The 26,416-nt window shown below is 66.3% G+C and carries 21 protein-coding genes, 6 tRNA genes and 1 riboswitch; of the genes, 13 read left to right on the forward strand and 14 right to left on the reverse strand.

Going from position 1 to position 26,416, the window contains the following annotated elements; all coding sequences use genetic code 11:
• Positions 1-27 precede the first annotated feature (27 nt).
• The 4 genes from OC373_RS01015 (at position 28) to OC373_RS01030 (ending at position 3,991) form a co-directional block, all read left to right on the forward strand.
• Positions 28-405: an H-NS family nucleoid-associated regulatory protein gene (locus OC373_RS01015; RefSeq protein WP_261996825.1), complete on the forward strand. Its 378-nt coding sequence runs from the start codon at positions 28-30 to the stop codon at positions 403-405.
• Between the two features lie 10 nt (positions 406-415).
• The gene (locus OC373_RS01020; protein WP_088433407.1) at positions 416-772 is read left to right on the forward strand and encodes a VOC family protein; all 357 of its coding nucleotides are present in this window, start codon (positions 416-418) and stop codon (positions 770-772) included.
• 46 nt (positions 773-818) lie between these two features.
• The gene (locus tag OC373_RS01025) at positions 819-1,745 is read left to right on the forward strand and encodes a hypothetical protein (RefSeq protein ID WP_261996826.1); all 927 of its coding nucleotides are present in this window, start codon (positions 819-821) and stop codon (positions 1,743-1,745) included.
• A gap of 191 nt (positions 1,746-1,936) precedes the next feature.
• Complete coding sequence (locus tag OC373_RS01030) at positions 1,937-3,991, forward strand: TonB-dependent receptor (RefSeq protein ID WP_261996827.1); 2,055 nt, start codon at positions 1,937-1,939, stop codon at positions 3,989-3,991.
• Between the two features lie 48 nt (positions 3,992-4,039).
• Here OC373_RS01030 and pnuC read toward each other — a convergent pair whose 3' ends face one another.
• The 5 genes from pnuC to OC373_RS01055 form a co-directional block, all read right to left on the reverse strand.
• On the reverse strand, positions 4,040-4,636 hold the full coding sequence (gene pnuC, locus OC373_RS01035) for a nicotinamide riboside transporter PnuC (protein ID WP_261996828.1): 597 nt from the start codon (positions 4,634-4,636) through the stop codon (positions 4,040-4,042).
• Positions 4,633-6,798 (reverse strand): TonB-dependent siderophore receptor, encoded by a 2,166-nt coding sequence (locus OC373_RS01040; RefSeq protein ID WP_261996829.1) that lies wholly within the window; start codon positions 6,796-6,798, stop codon positions 4,633-4,635. Before OC373_RS01040 ends, pnuC begins: the two co-directional genes overlap by 4 nt.
• Before the next feature lie 67 nt (positions 6,799-6,865).
• Positions 6,866-6,961, reverse strand: a riboswitch (TPP riboswitch).
• Between the two features lie 40 nt (positions 6,962-7,001).
• Positions 7,002-8,138, reverse strand: coding sequence for a phosphotransferase (locus OC373_RS01045; protein ID WP_261996830.1), 1,137 nt, complete (start codon positions 8,136-8,138; stop codon positions 7,002-7,004).
• A 103-nt stretch (positions 8,139-8,241) separates the two neighbouring features.
• Complete coding sequence (locus tag OC373_RS01050; RefSeq protein WP_261996831.1) at positions 8,242-10,440, reverse strand: hypothetical protein; 2,199 nt, start codon at positions 10,438-10,440, stop codon at positions 8,242-8,244.
• A gap of 72 nt (positions 10,441-10,512) precedes the next feature.
• On the reverse strand, positions 10,513-10,902 hold the full coding sequence (locus OC373_RS01055) for a RidA family protein (RefSeq protein WP_261996832.1): 390 nt from the start codon (positions 10,900-10,902) through the stop codon (positions 10,513-10,515).
• Between the two features lie 141 nt (positions 10,903-11,043).
• Between OC373_RS01055 and OC373_RS01060 the strand changes: the two genes are divergently transcribed.
• On the forward strand, positions 11,044-11,970 hold the full coding sequence (locus OC373_RS01060) for a LysR family transcriptional regulator (protein WP_261996833.1): 927 nt from the start codon (positions 11,044-11,046) through the stop codon (positions 11,968-11,970).
• A 27-nt stretch (positions 11,971-11,997) separates the two neighbouring features.
• Here the strand turns inward: OC373_RS01060 and map are convergent, their stop codons facing one another.
• From map to OC373_RS01105, 9 genes are all read right to left on the reverse strand, one after another.
• On the reverse strand, positions 11,998-12,765 hold the full coding sequence (map, locus tag OC373_RS01065; protein WP_261996834.1) for a type I methionyl aminopeptidase: 768 nt from the start codon (positions 12,763-12,765) through the stop codon (positions 11,998-12,000).
• The gene (locus OC373_RS01070) at positions 12,762-12,974 is read right to left on the reverse strand and encodes a ParD-like family protein (protein WP_019185031.1); all 213 of its coding nucleotides are present in this window, start codon (positions 12,972-12,974) and stop codon (positions 12,762-12,764) included. Before OC373_RS01070 ends, map begins: the two co-directional genes overlap by 4 nt.
• A 137-nt stretch (positions 12,975-13,111) precedes the next feature.
• Entirely contained in the window at positions 13,112-14,014 is a 903-nt protein-coding gene (locus OC373_RS01075) for a cation diffusion facilitator family transporter (RefSeq protein ID WP_261996835.1), read from the reverse strand.
• A 28-nt stretch (positions 14,015-14,042) separates the two neighbouring features.
• Positions 14,043-16,331, reverse strand: coding sequence for an Orn/Lys/Arg decarboxylase N-terminal domain-containing protein (locus OC373_RS01080; protein ID WP_261996836.1), 2,289 nt, complete (start codon positions 16,329-16,331; stop codon positions 14,043-14,045).
• Between the two features lie 21 nt (positions 16,332-16,352).
• Positions 16,353-17,702 (reverse strand): arginine/agmatine antiporter, encoded by a 1,350-nt coding sequence (gene adiC / locus OC373_RS01085; RefSeq protein WP_102789585.1) that lies wholly within the window; start codon positions 17,700-17,702, stop codon positions 16,353-16,355.
• A gap of 51 nt (positions 17,703-17,753) precedes the next feature.
• Positions 17,754-19,187 carry a DcaP family trimeric outer membrane transporter gene (locus OC373_RS01090; RefSeq protein WP_261996837.1) on the reverse strand — a complete coding sequence of 478 codons (1,434 nt, stop codon included), beginning with the start codon at positions 19,185-19,187 and terminating at the stop codon, positions 17,754-17,756.
• Positions 19,188-19,660: 473 nt separating this feature from the next.
• The gene (gene dsbG / locus OC373_RS01095) at positions 19,661-20,482 is read right to left on the reverse strand and encodes a thiol:disulfide interchange protein DsbG (protein WP_261996838.1); all 822 of its coding nucleotides are present in this window, start codon (positions 20,480-20,482) and stop codon (positions 19,661-19,663) included.
• A 41-nt stretch (positions 20,483-20,523) separates the two neighbouring features.
• Positions 20,524-21,324 (reverse strand): TlpA disulfide reductase family protein, encoded by an 801-nt coding sequence (locus tag OC373_RS01100; RefSeq protein ID WP_261996839.1) that lies wholly within the window; start codon positions 21,322-21,324, stop codon positions 20,524-20,526.
• Between the two features lie 114 nt (positions 21,325-21,438).
• Complete coding sequence (locus tag OC373_RS01105; RefSeq protein ID WP_261996840.1) at positions 21,439-22,503, reverse strand: helix-turn-helix domain-containing protein; 1,065 nt, start codon at positions 22,501-22,503, stop codon at positions 21,439-21,441.
• Positions 22,504-22,714: 211 nt separating this feature from the next.
• On the opposite strand from OC373_RS01105, the gene OC373_RS01110 reads away from it, so the two are divergent.
• The 8 genes from OC373_RS01110 (at position 22,715) to OC373_RS01145 (ending at position 26,416) form a co-directional block, all read left to right on the forward strand.
• Positions 22,715-23,113, forward strand: a complete 399-nt coding sequence (locus OC373_RS01110; RefSeq protein ID WP_070425338.1) for a heavy metal-responsive transcriptional regulator — start codon at positions 22,715-22,717, stop codon at positions 23,111-23,113.
• Entirely contained in the window at positions 23,110-25,443 is a 2,334-nt protein-coding gene (locus tag OC373_RS01115) for a heavy metal translocating P-type ATPase (protein ID WP_261996841.1), read from the forward strand. Before OC373_RS01110 ends, OC373_RS01115 begins: the two co-directional genes overlap by 4 nt.
• A gap of 81 nt (positions 25,444-25,524) precedes the next feature.
• Positions 25,525-25,600, forward strand: a tRNA-Ala gene (locus OC373_RS01120).
• Between the two features lie 53 nt (positions 25,601-25,653).
• Positions 25,654-25,729: transfer RNA gene (locus OC373_RS01125), tRNA-Glu, on the forward strand.
• Between the two features lie 144 nt (positions 25,730-25,873).
• Positions 25,874-25,949: transfer RNA gene (locus OC373_RS01130), tRNA-Ala, on the forward strand.
• A gap of 52 nt (positions 25,950-26,001) precedes the next feature.
• Positions 26,002-26,077, forward strand: a tRNA-Glu gene (locus OC373_RS01135).
• A 139-nt stretch (positions 26,078-26,216) separates the two neighbouring features.
• Positions 26,217-26,292: transfer RNA gene (locus OC373_RS01140), tRNA-Ala, on the forward strand.
• Positions 26,293-26,340: 48 nt separating this feature from the next.
• Positions 26,341-26,416, forward strand: a tRNA-Glu gene (locus OC373_RS01145).

The raw sequence follows: 26,416 nt of genomic DNA on the forward strand, positions 1-26,416 counted from the left end.
CCTTCCACCGCCCCCTCCGCAGCAACGATGAGTACCCGCCTGGCAGCGGCGGTCGCGCGGTCGGGACTGGACGAGCAGGCGCTGCTCAAGGCGGCGACCAAAGAGGCCTATGAGCGGGTGACTGTACTGCTGACCACCAGCTATGCCGATTTCAGCCCCGAGCAGCAGCGACGGATCCGGGCGCTGCTGGACACCGCGCCTGCGGCCAGGCGCGGGAAAGCCTCCAAGGCCGCCAAGGCCCCGAAGGAAGATCTGCCGCCCCGTTTCTGGTTGCCGCATAGCGGCGCCACCTGGTCGGGCCGCGGGCGCGTGCCGAATGCTTTCCTGTCCTGGGAAGGCACGGTCGCGCATACCGAATGGAAGAAGACCCACCCCGATCAGCGCTTCCCGTCCTATCCTGGCTGAGGCCGCACGCATGCCCCAGACCGTCATTCCGCAACTGCGCATGACCGATGCCGCGATCAGCGTGCCGTTCTACCAGCGGCTCGGGTTCGCGATCGACTGGGAACATCGCTTCGCACCGGACATGCCGCTGTTCGTGCAGATCAGCCGTGAAGGCCAGCAGATGTTCCTCAGCGAACACACCGGCGACTGCGAGCCGGGAGGCGCCGTGTATTTTCATGTGCCTGACGTGGACGCATTGCATGCCGCGTTCGTTGCGGCCGGCGCGCCGGTCTTCCGACCGCCGGCAGATGTGCCATGGGGCGGGCGCGAAATGATGGTGATCGACCCGGACCACAACCGGCTGCGCTTCGCCACGCAGGGTGACTGATCGAAGCGACTATGATGGTCGCCATTGAACGAAGCAGTGGTTGCAGATGAGTCGCGGAATCAAGATGCGCAAGGCAGTGGGCACGCACGGCACCCTGCACCGGGTGGGCGACCTGCAGAAGCGTCATGACGCGCAACAGACCCTGCCAACGCTGCTGTGCGATGGGTGCAACGTGCCGGTGAGATTCGTTCCCGAGCACAGCAGGCCCGGCGTGGACCGCGCCCCGCCCCTCCATTTGCCCGCCTACCTCGCCCTGAACAAAGGCAGCGGGCATCTGCCCGGGTGTCGCTACAACGCGCCCGCCCATCTGCAGGCCCTGCTTGCCGCCGGAGCCGATCCCGAGTTTCTGACGACCCTGGATGATGGGACGCACGAGCTTCGCCTGCTCATCCTCCAACACGCCCTGAAACGCGGCAGTGCGGGCCCGACGCTGCTGGCAGACGCACCGCTGGACGGTTACCTGCGCACCCTCTCCGACCTGCTCACGCTGCAGGCGATGTGCGAGGACGACACGCTGCTGGCCGCGCAGCTGACCCTGCGCCTGGGCAAGAAGCGGGTGGACTGGACGAATTTCCTCTACTGGCAGGAGCGTTACGACGCGGCATGGGAACGGCTTGGCTCAGCATCGAGCGAGCTGCCGATGGCGCTGCTCGGGACCGTGCGGTCGCATCGCACGCCGCAGCCCGATGATCCCCATGGCGTCACCTTCCTCAACTGTGCTCCGAAGTATCAGCACACCGGTGTGACCGACCGCCGGGATTTCTACGAAGTCAGCGTCGGGCACACCGATGCTGCGTGGCTGAAGTCTTTCCCGGTGGGTGCGGAGATCGTGATGTTCGGGTTGTGGCGCCAGGGCAGGAGCAGTACGGCCTCCCGGCCGCATCCGACCGATCCGCGCCGCACGATCACCAGCGTCACCCACAAGCTGGCCTTGCGGCCGAGCTTTGCCCGGCAATTGACCCTGGTGGAGTGATTCGCTCGGTCGGCATGGTTTTCCTGTGATAGACAGCGCGCAACGCTAACGACATCCGATGTTGTGGAGATGTATCACTACATTTCAAATGCGAATGGTTCGTGATACGATTGTTAAGATTTCTTGAAACCCCCACACGGACGTCCCCAGCCATCGCCAGCGGGCTCCCATAGCCACGGAGTATTTTCGCGATGTCGCACCCCTCCCCCTCTCCCCGTCGTTCCGCCGCCACCCTGGCCATTGCCATTGGCCTGGTGCTGACCGCCCAGGCGCATGCCGATGCTTCGGCGGACGCCGCCGCCTCGCCCCGCCAGATGGATACGGTCGTGGTCACCGCCACCGGCGCCCAGCAGTGGATCAAGGCCGCCCCGGCCAGCATCAGCGTGATCACCCGCGAGGAGATCGAACGCAAGCCGGTCAGCAGCATCGGCCAGCTGCTGAGCACCGTTCCCGGCGTGACCGGTGGCTATGCGCTGTCCGGCGCGCAGTCCAAGATCCGCCTGCGCGGCCTGCCCGAGCAGTACACGTTGATCCTCATCGACGGCCGCCGCCAGGGCAATTCCTCCGGCGTGAACTACCGCGATGACCTGGGTCCGCAGGATCTGAACTGGCTCTCGCCGGACATGATCGAGCGCATCGAGGTGGTGCGCGGGCCGATGTCCTCGCTGTACGGCTCGGACGCGATGGGCGGCGTGATCAACATCATCACCCGCAAGATCGCCAACGAATGGGGTGGCTCGGTCACCTACAACTACAGCAAGCCGGATTCCCCGACCCGCGGTGACACCACCCAGATGGGCGCGCTGTTCAGTGGCCCGCTGACCGAGAATCTGGGCCTGCGCGTCGGTGCCAACGTGACCAATCGGGAATCGGACACCGGGCGGCGGCAGACGCCGGGCAACAAGGCCGAGAACGCCAATGCCCTGCTCAACTGGCGCATCAACGATGACCACACCGTGGGCTTCGAAGCCTCGCGCGGCGAGCAGCGAAACAGCGGCGCTGGGGACGTCGGCGCCTGGGGCCTGTCCAAGCTGGTGCAGACCGGCTATGTGGTCATGCACGATGGTCGCTACGGCGATGCCGCCACGTCCAAGACGACGCTGGTGCAGAACGATTACGAAGACAAGGGCAGCGCTGTCGGTAACCACTCCAAGGAGACGGTGTTCGATACCGCGTTCACCCGCAGCTTCCATTGGGGGTTCGAGCAGAGCTTGAACGTGGGCGGCCAGTGGAAGCGCGAGGAGCTCAAGAACGGCGATACCATCGGGACGGTGCCGGTGACCTGGACCGGCACGGGCCGGATCAGCCCGGTCAGTGAAGCCGACTCCTGGGCGCTGTTCGCCGAAGACCACATCACCCTGCACGAGCGTTTCATCCTGACCGTGGGCCTGCGCTGGGACAACACCGACAACTACGACGACAACCTCAGCCCACGCGTTTACGGCGTCTGGCACCCGTCCGATGACTGGACCGTGCGTGGTGGTGTCTCGCAGGGCTTCCGTGCGCCGACGTTGAAGCAGGGCACGGCCGGCGCCGCGACACAGTCCGGCGGCAACGGCTGCACCGCCCTGACCGCCGAAGGGTGGTCCAACCGCTCGGTCAGCGCCGACGGCACCACCGGCTGCTACATGGCAGGCAATCCCAACCTGGAACCGGAAACCAGCACCAACTACGAGCTGGGCGTGGGCTTCGACAAGAACGGCTGGTCGGCCTCGGCCACCTACTTCCTGACCGATTTCGATGACAAGATCCAGCAGGTTCCGCTGCGCGAGATTCCGGGCCAGACGACCAGCTTCGTCAACGGGTTCTGGTGGACGGTCGCGCAGAACATCCAGAAGGCCCGCACCCGCGGTGTGGAAGCCAGCGTCACCGTGCCCCTGCATGAGCGACTGAACTGGATCACCAACGCCACGCGCATGCTGGAATCGAAGAACCGCACCACCGGTGCGAGTCTGCTGGTGGTGCCCAAGCTGACCGCAAACACCTCGCTGGACTGGCAGGTCACCGATGCCTGGTCGCTCAACCTGAGCGCGCAGCACATCGGCGAACAGCTGGTGTCCTCCACCAGCGCCACCTTCGCCAAGGCGTACACCACCTGGGATCTGGTCACCGGCTACGACGTCAACGAGCACCTGACCGTGCGCGCGGGCGTGCTCAACCTCGGCGATGTCTCCACCATCGAGGAAGGCAACAACTACGACGGCGGTGCACGCACCTTCTTCGTGGGGGCCACGGCGCGGTTCTGACCGCGCCGGGTCCAATGCAGACCTGAGGTGACGCAGGGCGGCGCGGACTTATCCGTGCCGCCCTGCTGCGTTGTGGAGCACCGCCTCGTTGCGCGCTGCCGTCCACGCGCGCAGCCCCATCACCGCCAACCCGACAAAGACCAGATACAGCACGGCGGTCACGTGCAGTGACTTGACCATGTACATCCCAACGTAGACGACATCGACCAGGATCCACAGCCACCACGCCGCCGTGTGCCGACGCGCCTGCCACCACTGGGCGACCAGGCTCAGCGCGGCGAGCATCGCATCCAGCCACGGCAGCGCTGCGTTGGTGTAGACATGCATCGCCGCGCCGAGGGCGAGGCCGAACACCACGCCGATGGCCAGATCACGCCACAAGGCGACCCGCGCCAATGGCACGATCGCGACCCGGCCATCGTCCTCGACCTGGCCACGCCAGCGCACCCAGCCGTACACCAGGAATCCACCGAACACGATCTGCAGCAGCGTGTCCGAGTACAGCCTGGCCTCGACAAAGACCAGTGCATACAGCGCGACCGAGATCAGTCCCACCGGCCAGGCAAGGGTCACCCGCCGCGTCATCAGCCACACGCCCAGCATGCTGACGATGGCGGCCGACCATTCCAGGATGGCCGGGTTCATAGCGCGAAGGTGACCGACAGCCGGGCCTGACGCGGCGCGCCCGGGAACAGGTAGTAGTCGCCCGAGCTGCTGCCGGTGTCACGCCAGTAGAAGCGGTTGAACAGATTGTCCACCGAGAGGGTCCAGGCCACCGGATGCTCACCCACCCGGTGTTTGAAGCGCAGCCCGGCGTCGAACACGCTGTAGGCCGGCGCACTGACGCGGCCGTCGGCCGTGGCCACATTGGAGGAGGCATAGCGCCAACCACCGGTCAGCCCCAGGCCCGTGACGAACGGCAGCTGGTACTCCGCATGCACGGTCGCGCGCGTCTTCGGCACGTTGATCAGCTGATGCCCCTCGTAATCCGGCGTGCCCGCATCGCGCGCGCGGGCGCGCAGCACACTGGCGCTGGCGGTCAGCGACAGGCGCTCGCTGAGCTGCCCCTGTGCGGTGAGTTCCAGCCCGGTATGGGTCTGCTGCCCGTCTTCGACGAAGGTGTAGCCCGCGTCGCTGTCGTCCGGCCTGGCGTACTGGAACGGCTGCGAGGTGCGGAACAGTGCCGCACCCAGCGTCAGCGCATCGCTGGGCACGTACTTGATGCCCACTTCGGTCTGGCGCGACAGCACGGACGGCAGGAATGCACCGTCGTTGGAGGTCCAGAACGGCGCTTCCTGGCCAAGCGAGATGCCCCGCACGTAGCTGACGTACGCATTGACCTCATCGGTCGCCTTCCAGACCAGCGCGGTCTGCGGCAGGAACCGCGACAGGCGGCTGTGCCGCTCGGGATTGCCGCGCTTGTCGTAGGCACGCTCGTCCAGCCGGACGAAGCGGCCACCGGCCAACCACTGCCAATCGCCGAAGCTCATCCGGTCCAGCGCGAACACCGCCGTCTGCGCACTGTCCAGGCGCCGCGCGGACGGGCCCGGCATCAGCGGCGACGGGTCGAACTGCGGCACCTGTGCATCATGGATGTTGGCCGTGCCGACGTACTCGTTGACGTTGCGGCGCTTGTCCACGGTGCGCTCGAATCGATCCGCGCCAATACTCAGTTCGTGCCGGATCTCGCCGGTGGCGAAACGGCCACGCAGCTCGCCACGGAATTCCAGGTTGCGGCGGGTGTCGTCCGGGCTGCGGTAATCGTAGATGTCATAGTCGCCGTTGGGCGCAAAGTAGTTGCCCGGCACACTGCCATCCGCACAGCCGGCAGCGTAGTAACAGCCGTAGGCGAAGGCGACGTTGTCGTCGATCACCGAGCGGCTGTAGCTGGCGGAAACGCGCGACTGCCAGTTCGGACTGAAATCGAAGGTATGCAGCGCCGTCAGGTTGGTGCTGTCGATGCCGACCGGCCGCTGCCAGGCCTGGTAGCCCAGCAGGTGCTTGCGGTCCACGCCGCGCGGCAGCTCGGTGGCCCCCAGCAGCTGATAGCCCGAGGCCGAGCGCTGCGCGCTGGTCTGGTAGTTGGCATCCACTTCCAGTTTGCCGCGCTCGCCGATCAGCCAGTCGGTGGCCAGCGAATAGAAGTTGCGGCGACCGTCGGCATGATCGATGTAGGAATCGCTGTCTTCCCAGGCGGCATTGAAGCGGACCCCGAAACGGGGCGAGAGCCAGTGGCCCAGATCCACGGCGGTGTAGCGCGAGCCTTCCGAGTCGGTGCCGAGGGTGACAGTGCGGACCTCGGCCGGGCGCTTGCCCACGTAGTTGATGATGCCACCCGGGGCCATCACACCGGCGGCGAGGCCGGCCTCGCCCTTGAGGATTTCCACCGCCTGGATGTTCTCCAGCGCCAGCCGCTGTTCACCGGTGATGGCCAGCCCGTTGAAGCGGTAGCCGGTGCCGGTATCCAGCGGGAAGCCGCGGATCGCGATGTTCTGGTAGTAACCAACCGGCGCGTAGCTGTCGCCCAGCGACGCATCATTGCTGGCCAGCTCGGACAGCGTCCGGACCTGGCGGCTGTCCAGCAGGTCGCGATCGAGCACGTTCACCGAGGCCGGCGTGCTTTTCCAGTCGCCGGCGCCGAAGCTGCCGGTCTGTGTGGCGGTGGCTGCCGGCTGATGCGCCTGCACGCGCACGGCGGCCAGTTCCGTCGGCGAGCGCTCGGGCGCCTCGGCGAGTTCATTGGCATGAAGGGGCAGCGCGGCGCAGAGGGCGGCGGACAACAACGTAGGGCGGAAGCAGCGGTTCATTCGATTCGTCATCAGCTGGAGGAGACGAAGCGAAGGCGCGCACGCGCACCGACCCATCACGGCGGTATGCCTGCTGCTCAAAGCTCCCTACGCCGGTGCAAACCGGATCAGGTTCCAAGGGACTCTCTCAGCCTGGTTTCGCCAGGCACCCCCGCTTCTGTGACTATTTCACTACATATGGTACGGATTTGCGAGCCCGCCCCTCAGGCGGCCGCGTGCAGCGCCTTCAACAGGCCCTGCCCGGCCGCGCTGCTGAACCAGTCAGCGTGGCCCAGCAGGAAGGTGTGGTAGGCCACGTCGGCATTGGCAGGCGAGTGCGTCACGCCCTGGAAGTACTCCACTTCCGACAGCGCGAAATCGAGCTGCACGATGGGCAGCAGATCCGCCAGCAGATGCACGCGCTCGGCCGACAGCGGCACGATCTCGCGGTAGCCGGCCAGCAGCGCCAGCGCGATATCCACGCGCACGGCCGCCTCGCCGCTTTCCAGCGCCAGCCAGGCAATGGCGTTGCGTTCGATGGCGGTCGCAAGGTCGAACAAGGCACTGGTCGGTGAGGCAAGACCCAGATCAAGCACGGTATCGACCACGGTGGCACCTCCTTGCTGGCGCCAGAGCAGATTGGAAACATGCCAGTCGTTGTGCGCCCACAGGCGCGGCTCGGCCTGCAGGCGCGCGGCCAGGCCGGCGTGCCACGGCGCAACGGCCCGCCGCAGATCACCCTGCCAGTCCTGCCGCGCGAGATAGGCAGCCAACCCGGGACGACCCGGAAGATCGGCCTGGATGGCGGCGATGGGGTCGGCGGCACGGATCAGATCATCCCGTGCGACCAGCAGATGGGTGCTGCGCTGGGGCGCGTGATAGCAGGCCGACGCGCTGTGCAGCTTGGCCAGCATCCGTCCGGCTTCGCGCGCCTGCGCGGTATCGGTCAGCGGCGTCCAGGAAGGTGCGTCGCGGTACAGATCCTGGCCCTGGCCCACGCTATGCAGCTCGTAGGTCCAACCCTCGTGCTCCACCGCCGTGGCGCCATCGCGGTCACGCAACACCTCGACCACCGGCACGCCGTGATCGGCCAGATGCCGGATGAAGCGATGCTCCTCGGCCAGGCTGGCTGCCGTGCGGACGCTGCCATGGTGGCGCTTGACGAACACCCGCTTCCCGTCGGTCTCGACGATGGCGGCGGCGGACATCGGCCGCGGGCTGTGCCACAGCAACCGGCCAGCGCCGGCCAGCGGTGCGAAGCGCTCGCGCAGCCAGCTGACCTCGCGTTCGGTGATGGCGGGCCAGTCGGCGGCCACCTCATCGTTGTTGAGGCCTTGGACGCGGTGGGTGCTGTTGCTCATGGAATGACGGGTCGATGACGGGCAAAGTGCGCGCTGTCACCAGACAGTGGGCGCGGCGAGGATAGCAAGCCGGGCCCGGCAAGGGGGAAGCAGATGCCTGCCCTCAGCGTTTGCTGTCGCTCGCCTTTGCTGCGGCCGGCGTGGCCGGCAGCAGACGAGGCTGCTCGGCATACCAGTCACGCGCACCGGCGAGGTGCCACTTTCGCTGCTCGCCCTGCAGCTCGATGCCGGCGCCCAGCACACCCCAGCGCAGGTACAGGTCGCCCCGGCGTTTGCCATGACTCAGATCCAGCCGCGCCTGCAGGGACAGCCGCTCATTCTCGGCCTGCAGGTCCTCCACGATCAGCTCGCCACTGCGCCAGCGCAGCTGGCCACTGGCCTGCACTTCGCCGGAATCCAGCATGCCGAGTACCCAGCGAGGGTACTCACTGCGCTGTGCGAACACGCCCAGCAACGGCCCGGCATCGCGCAGGCGCAGGTCGGCCAGCCCATCCACCTGGAACGGCGCGGCGGCATCGATGTGGCCGCTGCGGATCGCCACCTTGCCCCACCAGCGCCCGTCACTCTTTTCATCGCCCACATGGATGTTGCGCAGCTCCACGGTGGTGCCGCCCAGATCGAATTGGCGGCTGTCGAAATCCGCACGCTGCAGGCGCGCCTGCAGCTGCGCGTCACCGCGCATTGCGATGCCTGCGACACTCAAACGGGCGCCACTGCCCCGCAGATCGGCACTGCCCTTGCCGACCCGCCCGGAGGCATCCAGTGAGACGTCCCCACTGAGCAGGCCGGTCCCGCCGAGCAGGCGCACGTTGTCATTGCCGAGGTAACGGTTGTAGGCGGTCAGGTCCGGTACCCGCGCATCGGTGAAGCGGAGCTGGGCGCGCATGCCGTCGCTCAGCTGCTTCAGGCGCGCATCACCGCGCAGGTTCAGCGCAAGCTGCCGCCCATCGAACAACAGCGCCTTGGGTGCATTGGTCGGCGCGGCCTGGAAGCGCGGGATCTGTACCTTCAGTTCGGCCTGCGCAGGCGTGCCCTCGACAATCCGGCCCTGCGCCTGGGCATCGCCCCGCATGCGGACGCCGGCGACTTCGGCCACCGCCGCCACCTGCGGAATATCCACTGTGCTGCCCGGTGCGAGCTCGCCGTCGGCAAGAATGATGTCAGCCTTGAGCAGACCGCCACCGTCGAGATGGAACCACGGCTTTTTCACGAACAGGTCGCTGATCCAGTTCAGCGACTGGAACTGCCATGCGCCCTGGACCTTGCCGGACAACCGCGGCAGCAGCTCGGCCGGCGCCTGGAACGGAATCTTCCGGCCGGTCACGCGGAGATCGGCGTTGAGCTCACTGCCCGTCTCCGGGTCACGCGGCAGCCGCGCCTGCACCCGCATGTCCTGCGCCACGTCCAGCTGCAGCGACAGCAGGCCGCGGTCATCTGCGTGTACGCCGGCGTGCAATGGCAGCCGCCAGACCAGACGGCTGCCGGGACGCAGCGCCCCCTGCTCCAACGTCACATCGGCAGTGAGGCGCGCATTGGAGACCGCGCTGCCGACCTTGACGTGCGGGCCGCCGGTGTCGATGCGCAGCCCCTGGCTGCGCGCGTCGATCTGCAGCTGCGCCCAGGTGATCCCGAGCTTCTGCAGGCCCGGCGCGTCGTCACGGTAATGCCGCGGGAAGTGGAACCGTGCGGCGATATGGGCATCGTCCAGCACGTTCACGCCATCGAAGCTGACCTGGGCGTCATCGAAGCCGGCGGTGGAGTCGAACAGCTCTGAAGGCCCACCTTTGAGCTGCTTGAGGAACCCGACATTCCCGTGCCCCTGGCCGACGATCAGGAGCTTGCCGAAGCGCCCACTGCGGATCGTGTCGCTGTGGATCGCATCGAAACGCAGGGTCCAGCCACGGTCGCCGCGCGGCGGCGGCGGAATGGCGTTCTCGACCCGTTCGACCTCCGCTTCCACGCCCGTCGCGTCGATCCGCGGAATACGCACTTCCTTGCGCAACAGCGCCGGCAGGTCGATCCACGCACTGGCCCGATCGGCACGGAACACGTACTGGGTACGATTGGCCTGGCCGCGCATGCGGATGTTCCAGACCACGGCCTGCCCCGGCATCAAGGTCACCGCCGGGCCGGTCTGCATCGTGAATTTTTCAGGTTTGCGGTTGGTCACCGCATCGAACAGCGGCGTATTGAGGAATACGTTGCCCGCCAGCAGGTACAGCGCATACAGCGCCAGCAGCGAGAGCAACGCCACGCGCCACGGCCGGGGCCAGCGCTGGACGCGCTCGGGAATCAGGGGCATGTGGATCCGCGACAGGAAGCAGGATGACGGCCCACTATCGGCAACGCGCAGCCGTCACCGCGTGAAGGCGTGCTACGGCAGCTTCGCGATCACCTTGATCTCCACGTCGAATCCGTACAGCCAGGTCACCCCGATGCCGGTCAGCGTCGGGTACGGGGCCTCGCCCCAGTAATCGGGCACGATCGCCCAGACCCGTTCGAAGATCTTTTCGGGATTGACCAGGAACACGGTGACGTCGACCACGTCCTCGAATGTGCAGCCTGCGGCGCCGAGCACGGCGTTGAGGTTCTCGAACGCGCGCCGCACCTGGGCCTCGAGGTCGGGTTCGGGCGAGCCATCCTCGCGGCTGCCGACCTGGCCGGACACGAACAGGTAGCCGTTGGAGCGAACCGCCGGCGAATAGCGGTTGCGCTCGTACAGCGCCTGGCGGCCCGGCGGGAAAACAACGTCACGTGTTGCCATGAACCCCCTCTGCCTTGGGCCGATACCGGCCCATCAAGAATGAAAGGCCACGGTAGACCGGCAGGGGGCACCGGATAAACGCGGCCTGCTGCCCAACATTGTTTGTAGAATCCAAACAATCATCCTCCCCGTGGAAAGCAGATGGACCGGTTCGATGCGATGCAGGCCTTTGCCCGGGTCGTGGAAACGGGCAGCTTCACCAAGGCGGCCGAGACACTGCACATGAGCCGCACCACGATCACGCAACTGGTGCAGCAACTGGAAGCGCGGCTGCGGGTGCGCCTGCTGAACCGCACCACCCGGCAGGTGAAGGTCACCGCCGACGGCGCGGCCTATTACGCGCGGGTGATCCGCCTGCTGGCCGACATCGACGACGCTGAAACCAGCCTGTCGACCGCGGCGGCGGCGCCTCGCGGGCGCCTGCGCATCGACGTTCCTGCACCGTTCGCCCGTCTGATCCTGGTGCCTGCCCTGCCCGGGTTTCAGGCGCGCTACCCGGATATCCAGCTGGATCTGGGTGTGAGCGACCGGAACGTGGACCTGATAGACGAGAGCGTGGACTGCGTGATCCGCGGCGGGCAGATCGCCGATCAGTCGCTGATCGCCCGCCATATCGGCGATCTGCAGGCCGGCCTCTATGCAGCGCCCGGCTACCTGGCCCGGATGGGACATCCTGCCCATCCGGCCGATCTTGAAAACAGCGCGCACCGCATCGTCGGCTACCGCCGTGCGCGCGGCGGTGGCGTGCTGCCCTATACCCTGCAGCGCTGCGATGTGTCCCTGACCGTCCACGGCCAATACCTGTTGGCGGTGGACGACGGCAACGCCTACCTCGCCGCCGGCGTGGCCGGCCTGGGGGTGCTGTGGCTACCCGAGTACATGGCGGCCGCCCACGTGGCCGAAGGCAAGCTGGTGCGCCTGTTCGCTGATTGGCAGCTGCCGCCGATGCCACTGCATCTGGCCTTCCCACCCAACCGCCACGTCAGCGCCACGCTGCGCGCCTTCATCGATTGGGTCGGCGGGATCGTGGCCGATCATGCACCCGTGGTGCGACCGCCGCCGGGCTGATGCACGATGCAGCCACGGATGCCCGCCTCAGTCGGGCATCCGCTCGCCCGTGCGCAGGGTCAGCACCTCCACCCCGTCGGCGGTCACCAGCACGGTGTGCTCGGCCTGCGCCGAGAGCTTGCCGTCACGGGTGGTCACGGTCCAGCCGTCGTCGCTCATGTCGATGGCAGCACGGCCCTGGTTGATCATCGGCTCGATGGTGAAGGTCATGCCCTGCTCCAGTTCCAGCCCATCGCCGCGACGGCCGTAGTGCAGCACCTGCGGCTCTTCGTGCATCTGCTGGCCGATGCCATGGCCGCAGAATTCGCGGACCACGCTGTAGCCGTGGGCCTTGGCATGCTGCTGGATCGCAAAACCGATGTCGCCCAGCGTCGCGCCCGGGCGCACCACCCCTATCCCCTTCCACATCGCCTCGCGGGTCACCCGCACCAGCCGCTTGGCCGCGTAATCCACCTCGCCGATCAGATAGGTCTTGCTGGAATCGGCGATGTACCCCCCTTTTTCCAGCGTGATGTCGAGATTGACGATGCTGCCGCTGCGCAGGATGTCATCGGCCGACGGCACTCCATGGCAGACCACGTTGTCGATGGACGAATTGAGCACGTAGCCGAAGCCATACTGGCCCTTGCTCGCCGGGCGCGCCTGCAGCTCATCGACGATGAAGCGCTCGACCCAGTCGTTCACCTGCAGCGTGCTCATGCCTTCCAGCGGCAGCGTGTCGAGCGCTTCGAACACCGAGGCCAACAGGCGCCCGGAGGTACGCATCAAGGCCTGTTCTTCAGCGGTCTTGATCATGCTTCGGCCACCCGCAAGGCGCCAGGTTCAACCCCTGCGGCTCGCAGTTCACGGTTGACGATCTCCTGATAGGTCGAGCCGGGATTCATTTCGCACAGCATGCCGATCTTGATCCAGAAACCGGCCTGGGCATTGATCGAGCGGCCCGAGACGCCGCTGGCGCGGCGCAGGTTGTCGTGCAGTTCGTCGTCGATGTTCACGATGCCCATGGGCACCCCCTCTCATACGGTATATACACATCATATACGTTTCGTATAGCGGTGTGCAGGCCCGCCCAGGGGTCGTCACCGGCCGTCTTCGCGCCACTGCGTTGCTGGGCGGTCGTGAGTGCGCGGTCAGGGATCGATCAGGTCCAGGCCGGATCGGCAGTGAAATCGATGGTCAACCAGAACTCACTGCCGCGCGCATCCAGGCGCTCGGCGATCTCATCACGCAGCCGGTCCACATTGCCGATGTTGCCGATCACCGTCTCCGGGTGGGTGAGGATGTGGATCTCCACGAACCGCATGCGGCCCATCTTGGCCACGTGGCTGGTGAAATCCAGATAGCCGTGTTCGGCGACGAAGTCCTTCATCACCGCCTGCACGCGCGCATCCAGCGCATCCGGCGCCACCTGCAGCACTTCGCGCATGGCCTTCCATGCACTGCGCAACGGTACGGGTAGTACCGCCACGCTGATCGCGGCCAGCACCAGCGGATCCAGATAGGGAATCCAGTGGGCATGCGCGCCATCGCGCAGCAACAGCGCGATCGCAAACGCCAGCACCACCGCCAGGCTCATCATGCCGCTGAGCAGCCAAGCGCGCACGTCCAGCCACAGCAGCGCCGAGTGCAGCTGCATCGCGCGGGTGCGCACGAAGGCCGCCATCGCCAGGTTGCTCACGCACAGCAGGGCCGCCCACAGCAGGGCAGGCCCGGCCTTGACCTCATGCCCGCCCGTGGTCAGCCCGATCACCGAGTTGGCCAGCGCATAGATGCAGGCCAGGGACAGGATCGCCCCGCCAAGCGCCTCCACCATCGGCTCCAGGTGCCAGTAGCCATACTGGAAGCGCGGGCTCTCTTCCCGCGCCACCAGCCGCAGTACCGACAGCGCCACCAGGGTCAGTGCCACGTCCACCAGGCTGTAGACGCCATCGAACAGGATGGCCTGCGATCCCACCAGCAGGCCACCGATGAAGCCGATGGCGCTGACCGCCATCGTCACCCCGATGGAGAATTTGAGGACCCGCTGCTCGCGTGCTGTATCCATCGCTGGCCGAGGGTCCTGCGCGCAGGCGTCAGACCTTCAGCACCTCCACCTTGTAGCTCGGCGCATCGCCGTCGGTGTCGATGATAAGCCCGTGCACATCCGACTCGAAGCCCGGGAAGCGCGCGTTCTGCTCACGGGCGATCCGCAGCGACTGGATGATCGGCTCATCGCTGGCGCCGAATCGCTCGCCCGGCATGATGGTCGGGATGCCCGGCGGGTACGGCACCAGCATGGTGCCGGCGATGCGGCCGCTGATCTGTTCGATGTCGACCCGTTCGATCTGGCCGCGGACCAGATGGTCATAGGCTTCGGCGGGCGTCATCACCGGCTCGGGCAGATCCACGTACATGGCGCGCATCACTTCGGCCACGCCGAACTCGCCGTTGAAGGCATGCAGCGCATCGCAGAGGTCACGCAGGCCCCACCCGGCGTAGGCGATCGGAAACTCGGCCGCCAGCTGCGGCAGTGCGCGGGTCAGTGGCGCATTGCTGTCGTAGAGCTCCTTGAAGGCCATCAGCTCGGTGACCAGGGTGCTCCATTTGCCCTTGGTGATGCCCATCGAGAACAGGAAGAGCACCGAGTACAGGTTGGTCTTCTCCACCGTGATGCCGCGGGTCCACAGGAACTTGCTCAGCACTGCGGCCGGAATGCCGCGCTGGCCCATCTCGCCGTCCATCGAGAGCCCCGGCGTGAGCAGGGTCACCTTGATCGGGTCGATCAGCACGTAGTCGTCCACCAGGCCATCGAAGCCATGCCAGTGCGCGTCCGGCTGCAGGTACCACTCGCTGCGCTTGGCCACCATCGGGGCCGGCGCATCGCCCTTGGCCAGCGAACGTTCCAGCTTGTCCGGCTGCCACACGCTGAACCACCAGTCGTCGCGCCCCAGATCCTCGCGCACATGCAGCATCGCGCGGCGGAAGGCAATCGCCTCGTCGTGCATCTCCTGCACGAGCGACTCGCCAGCGGCGCCTTCCATCATCTTGGAGGCCACATCGCACGCGGCGATCACGCCGTAATGCGGGCTGGTGGTGGTGTGCATCATGAAGGCTTCGTTGAAGCGTTCGGCATCCAGCGCCTGGGTCGCGGCGTTGCGCACGTGGATCATCGAGGCCTGCGAGAACGCGGCCAGCAGCTTGTGCGTGGAGTGCGTGGTGAAGATGATCGCATCCTGCTCGCGCGGCTTGCCCTTGGCCATGCCGTAATGGTTCTCATAGAACGGATGGAACGCGGCATAGGCATACCAGGCTTCGTCGAAATGCAGGAAATCGACCGCGCTGCCGATTTCCTCGGCGATCTTTTCGGCGTTGTAGCACAGCCCGTCATAGGTTGAATTGGTGACCACCGCAATGCGCGGCTTGGAGCCGGCCTTGTAGGCCTTGCTGGCCAGCGGGTTGGCGGCGATGGCCTGCTGCAGCGACTCGGGCGTGAACTGGTCCAGGCTGATCGGGCCGATGATGCCGTGCGCGTTGCGGCTGGGGGTGAAGTACACCGGGACGCCGCCGGTCATGATCAGCGCGTGCAGCAGCGACTTGTGGCAGTTGCGGTCGACGAAGACCACGTCGCCCCGCCCCACGGTCCCGTGCCAGACGATCTTGTTGGCGGTCGAGGTGCCATTGGTGACGAAGAAGGTGTGGTCGGCGCCGAAGTTGCGCGCCGCCTCGTTCTCGGCCTCCTTGATCGGGCCGGTGTGGTCGAGCAGCGAGCCCAGCTCCGGCACCGAGATCGACAGGTCGCTGCGCAGCGTGTTCTCGCCGTAGAACTGGTGGAACGCGCGGCCGACCGGTGATTTGGTGAACGCCACGCCGCCGGCATGGCCAGGCGTGTGCCAGGAGTAATTGGATTCGGCGGCGTGGTGGATCAGGGCCTTGAAGAACGGCGGCAGCAGGTTGGCCATGTAGTCTTCGGCCGCCCGCATCACCTGCCGCGAGATGAAGCTCTTGGTGTCTTCGAACAGGAAGATGTAGCCATGCACGAACTTGAGCAGTTTGCTCGGCACCTTCTCGATGGTGCGGCGCTCGCCGTACAGGAACACCGGCAGGTTCGCGCGGCGTGCGGTCTGCTCGCGCAGGAAGCCCAGCAGGCGCTGGAACTGCTCCGGGTTCTCCTCGGTGCCGTCGATGGAGATCAGCACCGCCGAGGCGGCCACGTAGGTGCGCGCGCCGGCCTGGGCATCGGCCAGGGTCAGGCCGCACAGCACGCGCTGGTCGTTCTTGCGCAGCTCGTCCACCAGCGCACGGATCAGGATGCCGCCGATGCGCGGGGATTCGTAGTCGTCGTCGATGACGATGATCGGGTAATCAAGGGACTTGAAGTACACAGGGATTCTCCTGGGGCAATATCACGAAAGCGTCGTGCGGACGGCGGCGTCGAGCGCGGGCAGCTGGCCGCGCTGGCGGCGGCGCTCCTCGCTGAAGAACGGGTAGAACACCGTGATGAACAGCACGAACAGGAAGGCGTACTGCACGATGTTGCCGGCCGACCCGAAGATCGCCCACAGGCAGTACACGACGGTGACGCTGGTCAGCAGCCAGAATGCGCCGGTGTGCACCAGCGTGTGCGAGCGCTCGACCACGAAGTAGCAGGCCACGCAGGAGTAGATGTACGGCAGCAGGGTCAGCACCACCGCCGCCGAGGTGATCACATCGAACTGGGCCGAGGCGGTCTTGGAGGTGGAGGTGACCAGCACCGCCAGGGTCATCAGCACCGCCACGATCAGCACGCCCTTGACCGGCACGTCGTCCTTGTTGGTCTTGCTGAAGATGCTCGGGAACAGGCCGTCATCGGAGGCCGCCTTGGCGCTCTGCGCGGTCAGCAGGATCCAGCCACCGAGCGAGCCGGCCGCGCCCACGAAGGCGCACAGGCTCACCAGCGCCCCGCCCCAGCCACCGACCGCATTGGCCGCCGCCAGCGCGAACGGCGCATCGGAAACCTGCAGGTCGCCATTGGGCACCATGCCCATGATCACCGAGGAGCTGGCGATGTAGGCGATCGCGGCCAGGAACACGCCACCCAGCGTCGCGCGGGCCACGTTCTTCTCCGGGTTTTCAACCACCCCGGCGGTCACCGAGGCCGATTCCACGCCGATGAAGGCCCACAGGGTCAACGCCGCGGCACTGGAGATCGCGCCGAAGTTGGACTCGCCGGAGACGTTGTAGGCCCCCTTGAAGATGGTCGGGTCGAAGAAGAACCAGCCGAAGATCGCGATGCCCAGGATCGGCACCAGCGCAAAGCTGGTGGTCACCGTCTGCAGCTTGCTCACGAACGAGGGGCCGACCACGTTGGCGAAGCTCAACGCCCAGACCAGCGCCAGCACCGCGATGCAGCGCGGCAACGGCTCGGACAGGATCGGGAAGAAGTAGCTGAAGTAGCCGACTGCCGCGATCGGGATGGCAACGTTGCCGATCCAGTTGGCGAACCAGTAGATGGTGTTGGTCTGGAAACCCATGTAAGGGCCGAACCAGTCCCTGGCGTAGGCATAGGGACCACCGGCCTTGGGCGCCAGCTTGCCGAGCTTGGCAAACACGAAGGCCAGCAGCAGCGCGCCGGCGGTGGTGATCAGCCAACCCCAGATCGAGGCCGTGCCGATCTTGGCCAGGCTGGAGGGCAACAGGAACACCCCCGACCCCATCATGTTGCCGGCCACCAGGAAGGTGGCACCGACCACCCCGATTTTCTTCGCTTTTGCCATGACGCTTGCTCCTTTGCCAGGCAGGGACCCGGTCATGCCGGGCGTTGGGAGTTACTTGATGAAGTTGTATTGCAGGCTGCCCTGCAGCCGCATCGTGTCGCCGCGTTGTCCACTCTGCTGTTCCAGCTGCCCGTAGAGCAGCTCCATGCCCATCGTCCAGGACGGGGCCGGGCTCCAGAGCAGGTTGAAGACGCCGTAGCGGCTCTGGCGGAACGCATCGGCGGCCAGCGCATCGTTGCGTCCACTGGTGAGCTGGCCGTAGATCAGGTTCGAGCGCCACAGCGGCGACCAGTAATGGGTGTAACCAACGAAGCCGCCATACAGCGACAACGCCTGCAGCCGCCCGTCTGCGCTCACCACCGCGTCCATGCCCGAACCGGTCAGGTCGGCCGTATAACGGGCCAGGCCCTTGCCGCCGAGCATGCCGAACAACAGCAGGTCCTGTTCGCCCACCGCGGCCGAGCCGCTGAGCTGCAGGCCACCCGCAAAGCGCCGGCCATCGCCGGCATCACCGTCGTACCCGAGGCTGCGTGCGACCGCACCCAGCTGCAGATGGCCCCAGTCACGCTCCATGCGCGCGGTTACGGTGACGTCCGGCAGCTGGTCCACCGGCATGATCCCCTCGGCGGGGTTGCTCAACTGCGTATCCGGATCCTCGGCCGCCACGGTGAGAGTGTTCCCCTTGCCCATTGCGAAGCTGTGGTGGATGCCGGCCACGAGCAGGTACCCCGCCCCACCCGGCCCGGCGAAATCCAGGGTGTCGGGCAGGCTGTCGGCATCCATGAACGTGGAATAGCCATAACCGGCGTAGGTATTGCCCAGTTGCCCGTAGGCGTGGCGCAGGCGGAACTGATAACTGTCGCTGCTGCCGAAGAAGTCGTTTTCCAGATAGAAGCGCAGGTTGCCATGCGTGGTCGGGCGCCGCGCTTCGAAGCTGAAGCGGGTCTGCTTGGCATGCAGCGTGAAATTGGAGACATCCCGATGCGCACTGCCGACGGGAATCGACGAGGTGACGAACTGTTCCTGGTCACCGGCTGCGCGCGAATCGGCGATCGCGTCGAGCTTGGCGTAGCCGCCGATGCGGATCAGCGTATCGGTATTGGGGATCGCGAAGAAGCCTTTCAGCTCGGGATCGGTCGGCCCGGCGGCGCTGTCCGGGCGGGAGGCGGCGCTGGAGGGGTCGGCAACGGAATCGCGTTGCGGGAGAATCGCCTGGCCCATGCCCGGCACCTGGGCCTGGGCCGTCAGGGGCGCTGGCAAGGGGGCGGGCGTGACGCCCGTACCGGAGGCAGTCGCCGTCGTGATGGCCGGCGAGGCAGGTGGAGGCTGCCCGGATTCGATCGCCTGCAGTCGTTTCTCCATCTGCTCCAGCGTCTGCCGCAGCGTCTGGATATCCTGCCGCAACGCGGCGGCCGAATCCTGCGCGTACACGGGCGCCGCAGCCAGTGCTGCCGCGCATGCGACCGTCAATACAGACAAACGCATCACGTCCTCCTTGAACCGTACACAGTTCCACGTGTCGATTCCGGCAGGCGTCCATGACACCGCAGGCAACCGGCACGCAGCCCGGCACTGCAATGCGCGCGACCTTCGCCTGCGCGTGGTCCGGTGGCGGTCAAGCCGGCGGACGCATCGCGTGCGTGGGTACGCTCGCACGGGATCCCCTCATCCCTGATGACAGCCACGCATGTGCGTGTCAGCCAGCGCCCTGAGTAACAATCGCAAAGTGAGAATGCCGTGAATGTTGTCAGGCAGTTTTCTGACTGGGCAGTCGCGCGTCCGGTGCGTGTGGGGCAATCCATGAAATAGCGCATCGGGGCAGCTTAGCGACCGCCCCGTTTTCAGCCTTGATCCAAATCAAGCCGAATGCGTCAACGCATCCGGGCCAGGCCGCACGACGCCCAAACCAAGCGCGCCGGGCAGAGCCCGGCGCGGTGTGCAGTGATACCCGGTTCGGCTCAGCGCGGGCCGAGCACCACGGTCATGTCATCGCCCTGGGGCATGCCGGAACGGCGCTGCACCATGCCTTGGGCATCCTTGAACAGAATACCCGGCGTACCCTGGAAGCCCAGCTCGATCATCAGTACCTGATTGGCATCGAGCTTGTTGGCGACCTCGGCGGTCAGCGAAGCCGCCGGCTTGATCCCGCCGCGATCGAACAGCCGTTCGTTCTCCAGCAGCGCGGCGCTGGGGTTGGGCGCGGTGAGGATCGCGGCCGCCTTGGCCGGACTGTCCTCACGGATCACGCCGACCATCACGTGGCGCAGCTGCACCTTGCCGGCGTCAACCCACGGCCGCGCCGCTTCCCAGAAACGATGGCAATACGGGCAGTTCGCATCGCTGAAGGTGTAGACCACGCGCGGCGCATCGGCGCGGCCGTCACGGACCCACGCGCTTTCATCCAGCTTCTTCCAGCTGCGCTCGGACATCGGCTTGGCCACCAGCTTTTCCAATGGTGCCGCCCCCACATCCTCGCCGTTGGCATCGAACAGGCTGCCGACCACGACGTGTTTTCCGTCCGCGGTGACGTAGGCCGCCGCGGGCTGCTGCCCACCGACCACGCCGGCAAAGCCGCGCAGGCCACCGGGCGCGTCGAACTCGCCGATCACCTCGAAGCCGTGCTTCTCGATGCCTTTCAGCACCGCCGGGCGATCGGCACCGCCCTTGGCCGGCGCGGCGTCAGCGGTGCTGGGCGTCTGCGCCTGGCTGCACCCGGCCAGGGCCATCAACAGCGAGACCGCCAGCACGGTGCCCAATGGGCGCGAGGACTTCAACTTCATGGTGACTCCTGGATTCAAGGAACATGACAACGCGACCACCCTTACAGGCTGTCGAGCTTGGATTGCAGGCCGGCGGCACTGAGTTCGCCCAGATGGATCTGCTGCAGCCGGCCCTGGCCGTCGAAGAACAGGGTAGTCGGATAGGCGTGTACCTGCAGCCGCTCGGCGGTGAGCGCAGCCTCGTCAAGCAGCACGTTGTGCAGCGTCAGCTGCTCGGCGGCGATGAAACCCTCGACCTCTTCGCGGGTTTCACCCTGGTTGACGAACAGGAAGCGGATGTCCGGGTGGCGCTGCTGCGCGCGCGCCAGCACCGGCATCTCGCGCCGGCAGGGGCCACACCAGCTCGCCCAGAGATTGACTACCACCGGGGTGCCCTGCGTATCGGCCAATGCGATCGGCTCACCCTGCAGCGAAGTCAGGCTGATCGCCGGCAGCGTTACCCGCGATTGCTGCAGCCACCCAGCACCCGCCGACAGTACCGCCCAGCTCAGCACGCCGGCCAGGGCGGCGGCCACAACCGGCCGCCGCAGCGACGGCCAGCGGCGCAGGCGCCAGGCGCCCCACCCCAGCCCCGCCACCATCGCCGGCCACACCAGGAAGCCGCCATCGCCAATGCGCAGTACGCCCAAGGGATCCTGCGCATAGTCGCCCAGGTGCCAGATCACGAACGCCGCACGTCCGGCCAGCAGCCCCAGCAGCAGCATGTCCACCACCAGCGACCGCGGACGCGGCACGCCTTCGATTGCTGGAGCACGCACCACACTGGCCACCAGCATCGCGATGGCCAGACCCACCAACACCCACACGACCGCAAGCGGTACCGGGCCTACACTGCTGATCATTGCTTTTCTCCGCCGCCGCCCGTGATCTTCCACGCGGCGACGGCTGTTGCATCGGGCCCGCCGGCATGGTCCCAGCAAGCCGACAGGGGATCAAGCACGCGACAGTCGTGCGATTCAGGCAGCCGGACGAATCGATTCAAGCACCCGGGCGACCGGGCGTGAGTGCGCTCGCTCACGCTGCTGGGCAGCGAGCTGGCGGCGATAACGTGCCGGAGTCAGCCCGACAATACGCAGGAACAGCCGGCGGAACGCGCTCTGGTCCGAGTACCCCACTGCCCATGCAACCTGATCCACGACGCCGCCGGCCTGCAGCAGCAGCTGCGCCTTGGCGATGCGCAGGCGCTGGCAATACTCGATCGGGCGCATCCCGGTGGCTTTCAGGAACCGACGCTGCAGCGTGCGCGGTTCCAGCCCGGCCTGCACGCAGATGTCGTCGAGCCCCACACCCCGGGCAGCGATGCCATGCAGCCAGCGCTGTGCCTTGAGGATGCTGCGATCGCCGTGGGCGAAGTTGGGGCTGAAGCGTTCCAGATCATCCAGTTCCGTGCGCGGAATCATCAGCTGCAACTGCTGGATGACGGTATTCATCACACTCTGCCCATAGACCCGTGCGATCAGGCGCAGGCTCAGATACTTCCATGCGTCCGGCCCGGCGGCGGTCAGCAGATCGCCATCGTCGACCAGGGTCCGTTCGCACGGCTGCCAGCTGGGCACCATCGTGCGCAGCGCCTGGCAACGGGCCGGATCGGGCACGCTGACCGGGCGGCCGGCCAGGACGCCCGCCGCGGCCAGCAGCAGGCCACCCTCGTCGCAGGCCGCGAGCAGGCTGCAGCCATCGTGGCATTCGCGCAGCCACGCCAGCAGGCGTTCATCCGGCGGTGCCATCGACCAGCTCGATTCGCTGCCGGGGATGACGATGATCGCCGGCAGTGCATCGCCAAACAGTTCGGCGCCAGCAACGCGCTGCATGCCCCGGCTGGACATCGTCCATCGCGTCACCAGCATCCGTGCGCCGGTGCGGCGCCCCGCGGCCACTGTGCGGTTGCAGCGCTGGGCAAGTTCGGACAGCACCGGTGCGGCGGCGCGCAGGCTGCCGGGGAATTCAACGACCGCCACTTCCATCAGGGTCGGCGCGTCCGGCCGGCGGTCCGGCTGCAGCGTATTGCGGGGTGCGTCCATGGCCATTCTCCTTGAACAATGCCTGCCGACACGGGGCCGGGCAGAACAGGTCTGTACATAAGATGGCCTGAGGCTACGGGCGTCCCGCGAGGACGACCATGCAACTAATTGCAAATTTCACGCGCGATGAATCTTCAGTTGGGTTCCAGCAAGGCTTGACCCTTGACCAGACTCCAGGGTCCACAATGACCGGGTCATCCACGAGGTGCTCATGAACATTGGACAGCTCGCGCGCCAGGCAGGCGTGCCCATCGATACGGTGCGCTACTACGAGCGGCAGCAGCTGCTGCCCACCGCTCGCCGCAGCGCCGGCGGCTACCGCGTCTTCAGCGAGGCCGACCTGACCCGGCTGCAGTTCATCCGCCGCGCCAAGGCGTTGGGTTTCAGCCTGGATGAAGTCGCCGACCTGCTCGGCTTCAGCGATCAGCGCGGCCAGGACATGGCACAGATCCGCGACAGTGCAGTGAACAAACTCGCCGGTATCGAACAGCGCATCAACGAGCTGCAGCGTATGCACCGGGCGCTCAAGCACCTGGTCGAGGCCTGCCCCGGGCACGGCGACAACGCGCAGTGCCCGATCCTGTCGGCGTTGACGGACATCCGCAAATGACGCACGCCCACGATCACCCCGGCGCCACGGCGACCGATGCCGGCACCGTCACGGATCCTGTCTGCGGGATGATGGTCGACCCGGCCACCACGCCCCACCATGCCCGCCATGACGGCAACGACTACGCGTTCTGCAGCGATGGCTGCCGACGCAGGTTCATTGCCGACCCGCAACGCTATCTGGCCGCACCTGCCGGCGTCGTCAAACCAGCCCCCGCCGGCACGCGGTACACCTGCCCGATGCACCCGGAGATCGTGCAGGACGGTCCCGGCAACTGTCCTCTGTGCGGCATGGCGCTGGAACCGGCGATGCCCAGCCTTGAGGATGAGGAAAACCCCGAGCTGACCGATTTCCGGCGGCGCTTCTGGTGGAGCCTGCCGCTGAGCGTGGCAACGATGGCCCTGGCGATGCTGGCGATGACGCCGGTACTGCACGGGCTCTCACCGGATCTGCGGGTGTGGATCGAGCTGGCACTGGCCACGCCGGTCGTGCTGTGGGCCGGCTGGCCCTTCCTGCAGCGCTGGGCGCAGTCGATCCGCAACCGCAGCCCGAACATGTGGACCCTGATCGGCACCGGCGTGCTGGCCGCCTTTGGCTACAGCGTGGTGGCCACCGTTGCGCCCGGGCTGTTCCCGCCGTCGTTCCAGCAGCACGGACATGTCGGCGTCTATTTCGAAGCGGCTGCGATGATCATCTCGCTCACGCTGCTCGGCCAGTTGATGGAGTTGCGTGCGCGGGCGAAGACGTCGGCCGCGATCAAGTCCCTGCTCGGCCTGGCGCCGAAAACCGCGCGCGTGCTGCGCGAGGATGGGCACGAAGAGGACGTCGAGATCGCAGCGCTCCAGCCCGGCGACCGCGTGCGCGTGCGCCCGGGTGAGAAAGTGCCCGTGGATGGCACCGTGATGGAGGGCCGCTCCTCGATCGACGAATCGATGCTCACCGGCGAACCCGTTCCGGTGGGCAAGGCCGTCGGCGACAGCGTGATCGGCGCGACGCTCAATGGCACCGGCAGCCTGGTGGTGCGCGCCGACCGGCTCGGCGATGACAGCATGCTGGCGCAGATCGTGCAGCTGGTCGCGCAGGCACAGCGCTCGCGGGCACCGATGCAACGCATGGCCGACACCGTGGCGTACTGGTTCGTGCTGGCGGTGTTGTCGGTCGCGGTACTGACATTCTTCGGCTGGGGCCTGTTCGGCCCGGCGCCATCATGGACGCACGCGGTGCTGAGCGCGGTGGCGGTGCTGATCATCGCCTGCCCGTGTGCGCTGGGCCTGGCCACACCGATGACGATCATGGTCGCCACCGGCCGTGCCGCGCAGCATGGTGTCCTGTTCCGTGATGCCGAAGCGATCGAAGCCCTGCGCAAGATCGATACGCTGGTGGTGGACAAGACCGGCACGCTGACCGAAGGCCGTCCCGCATTCCGCGATGTGCAGGCCGCGCCCCCCTTCCATGCGGACCAGATCCTGCAGTGGGCCGCCAGCCTGGACCAGGGCAGCGAGCATCCGCTTGCCGCCGCGATCATTGCCGAAGCGAAGGCGCGCAGGATGACGTTGACCGCCGTGGCGGACTTCGACTCACTGACCGGCATGGGTGTGCAGGGCGTGGTCGATGGCAAGGCGCTGCTGCTTGGCAATACCGCACTGATGGACGAACACGGCATCGCCCTGGATGCGTTGCGCGAAGGTGCAGCGCAGCTGCGCGGTACCGCGGCAAGCGTGATGTACCTGGCCGTGGATGGACAGCTCGGTGGACTGCTCGCCGTCGCCGATCCAATCAAGGCCTCCACCGCCGAAGCGATCACGCACCTGCACCGCGATGGGCTGCGCGTCGTGATGGCCACCGGCGATGGCACCGCCACCGCTGAAGCGGTCGCGCGGGAACTCGGCCTGGAGGAGGTGCATGGCGAAATGCGCCCCGCCGACAAAGCCGCGCTGATCCGCACGCTGCAGGCGCAGGGTCGCACGGTCGCGATGGCCGGTGACGGCATCAACGATGCGCCTGCGCTGGCAAGCGCCGATGTCGGGATCGCGATGGGCAATGGCACCGACGTGGCGATGTCCAGTGCGCAGGTCACCCTCGTCAAAGGCGACCTGCGCGGCATCCTGCGTGCGCGCCAGCTCTCCACTGCCAGCGTGCGCAACATGCGGCAGAACCTGGGGTTTGCGTTTCTCTACAACGCACTTGGCATTCCGGTTGCGGCCGGTGTGCTGTATCCCCTGGGCATCGTGATGTCGCCCATGTTGGCGGCGCTGGCGATGAGTCTGAGTTCGGTGTCGGTGATCAGCAACGCGTTGCGCCTGCGCCATCAGCGGCTGCCAGGCGGATGAGTCGCAACGAATAGCAATATTTCTTCACTTTTTCCTTGCCAATCCAAAACGTCGTCGCTATGATTTCGCTCCTCACGACGTGGGGCCATAGCTCAGCTGGGAGAGCGCCTGCATGGCATGCAGGAGGTCGGCGGTTCGATCCCGCCTGGCTCCACCAATCCGATGATTAGGCCGATCAGATTGCAGTGACAAGATTTGAAGTTTTCGTGCGTCCCCATCGTCTAGAGGCCTAGGACATCACCCTTTCACGGTGGCGACCGGGGTTCGAATCCCCGTGGGGACGCCAGTTTCAAACAGACAGCCCTGACTTCGGTCGGGGCTTTTTGTTTTCAGCGGTGGATTTTTTCCGCATGCATTCTTTCTTCGGTATTTCAGAAAAAAGACTTGGCGAACGCTTCACGGCCGCGTAGAATTCCGCCTCCAGCATCGTGGGGCCATAGCTCAGCTGGGAGAGCGCCTGCATGGCATGCAGGAGGTCGGCGGTTCGATCCCGCCTGGCTCCACCACTCCGGACATTAGGCCGTTCGGGTGTGCTGAACAATTTGATGAGTTTCATGCGTCCCCATCGTCTAGAGGCCTAGGACATCACCCTTTCACGGTGGCGACCGGGGTTCGAATCCCCGTGGGGACGCCACTCATCAGACGAACACCGAGGCCCGGCATGCCGGGTCTTTTTGTTCACCGCCACCTGCGGTTGCGTTACCTGGACGTGCTCAAAAAGACTTCCACAAACGTGAACAGGCAGATATACTAGGCGGCTTGCGGTACAACGTGGGGCCATAGCTCAGCTGGGAGAGCGCCTGCATGGCATGCAGGAGGTCGGCGGTTCGATCCCGCCTGGCTCCACCACTCCGGACACAGGCCGTCCGATGGAAGCCAAAAAATTCGGTTTAACGCGTCCCCATCGTCTAGAGGCCTAGGACATCACCCTTTCACGGTGGCGACCGGGGTTCGAATCCCCGTGGGGACGCCA

This window comes from Stenotrophomonas sp. Ste96, from assembly GCF_024519495.1.
GTDB lineage: Bacteria > Pseudomonadota > Gammaproteobacteria > Xanthomonadales > Xanthomonadaceae > Stenotrophomonas > Stenotrophomonas bentonitica_A.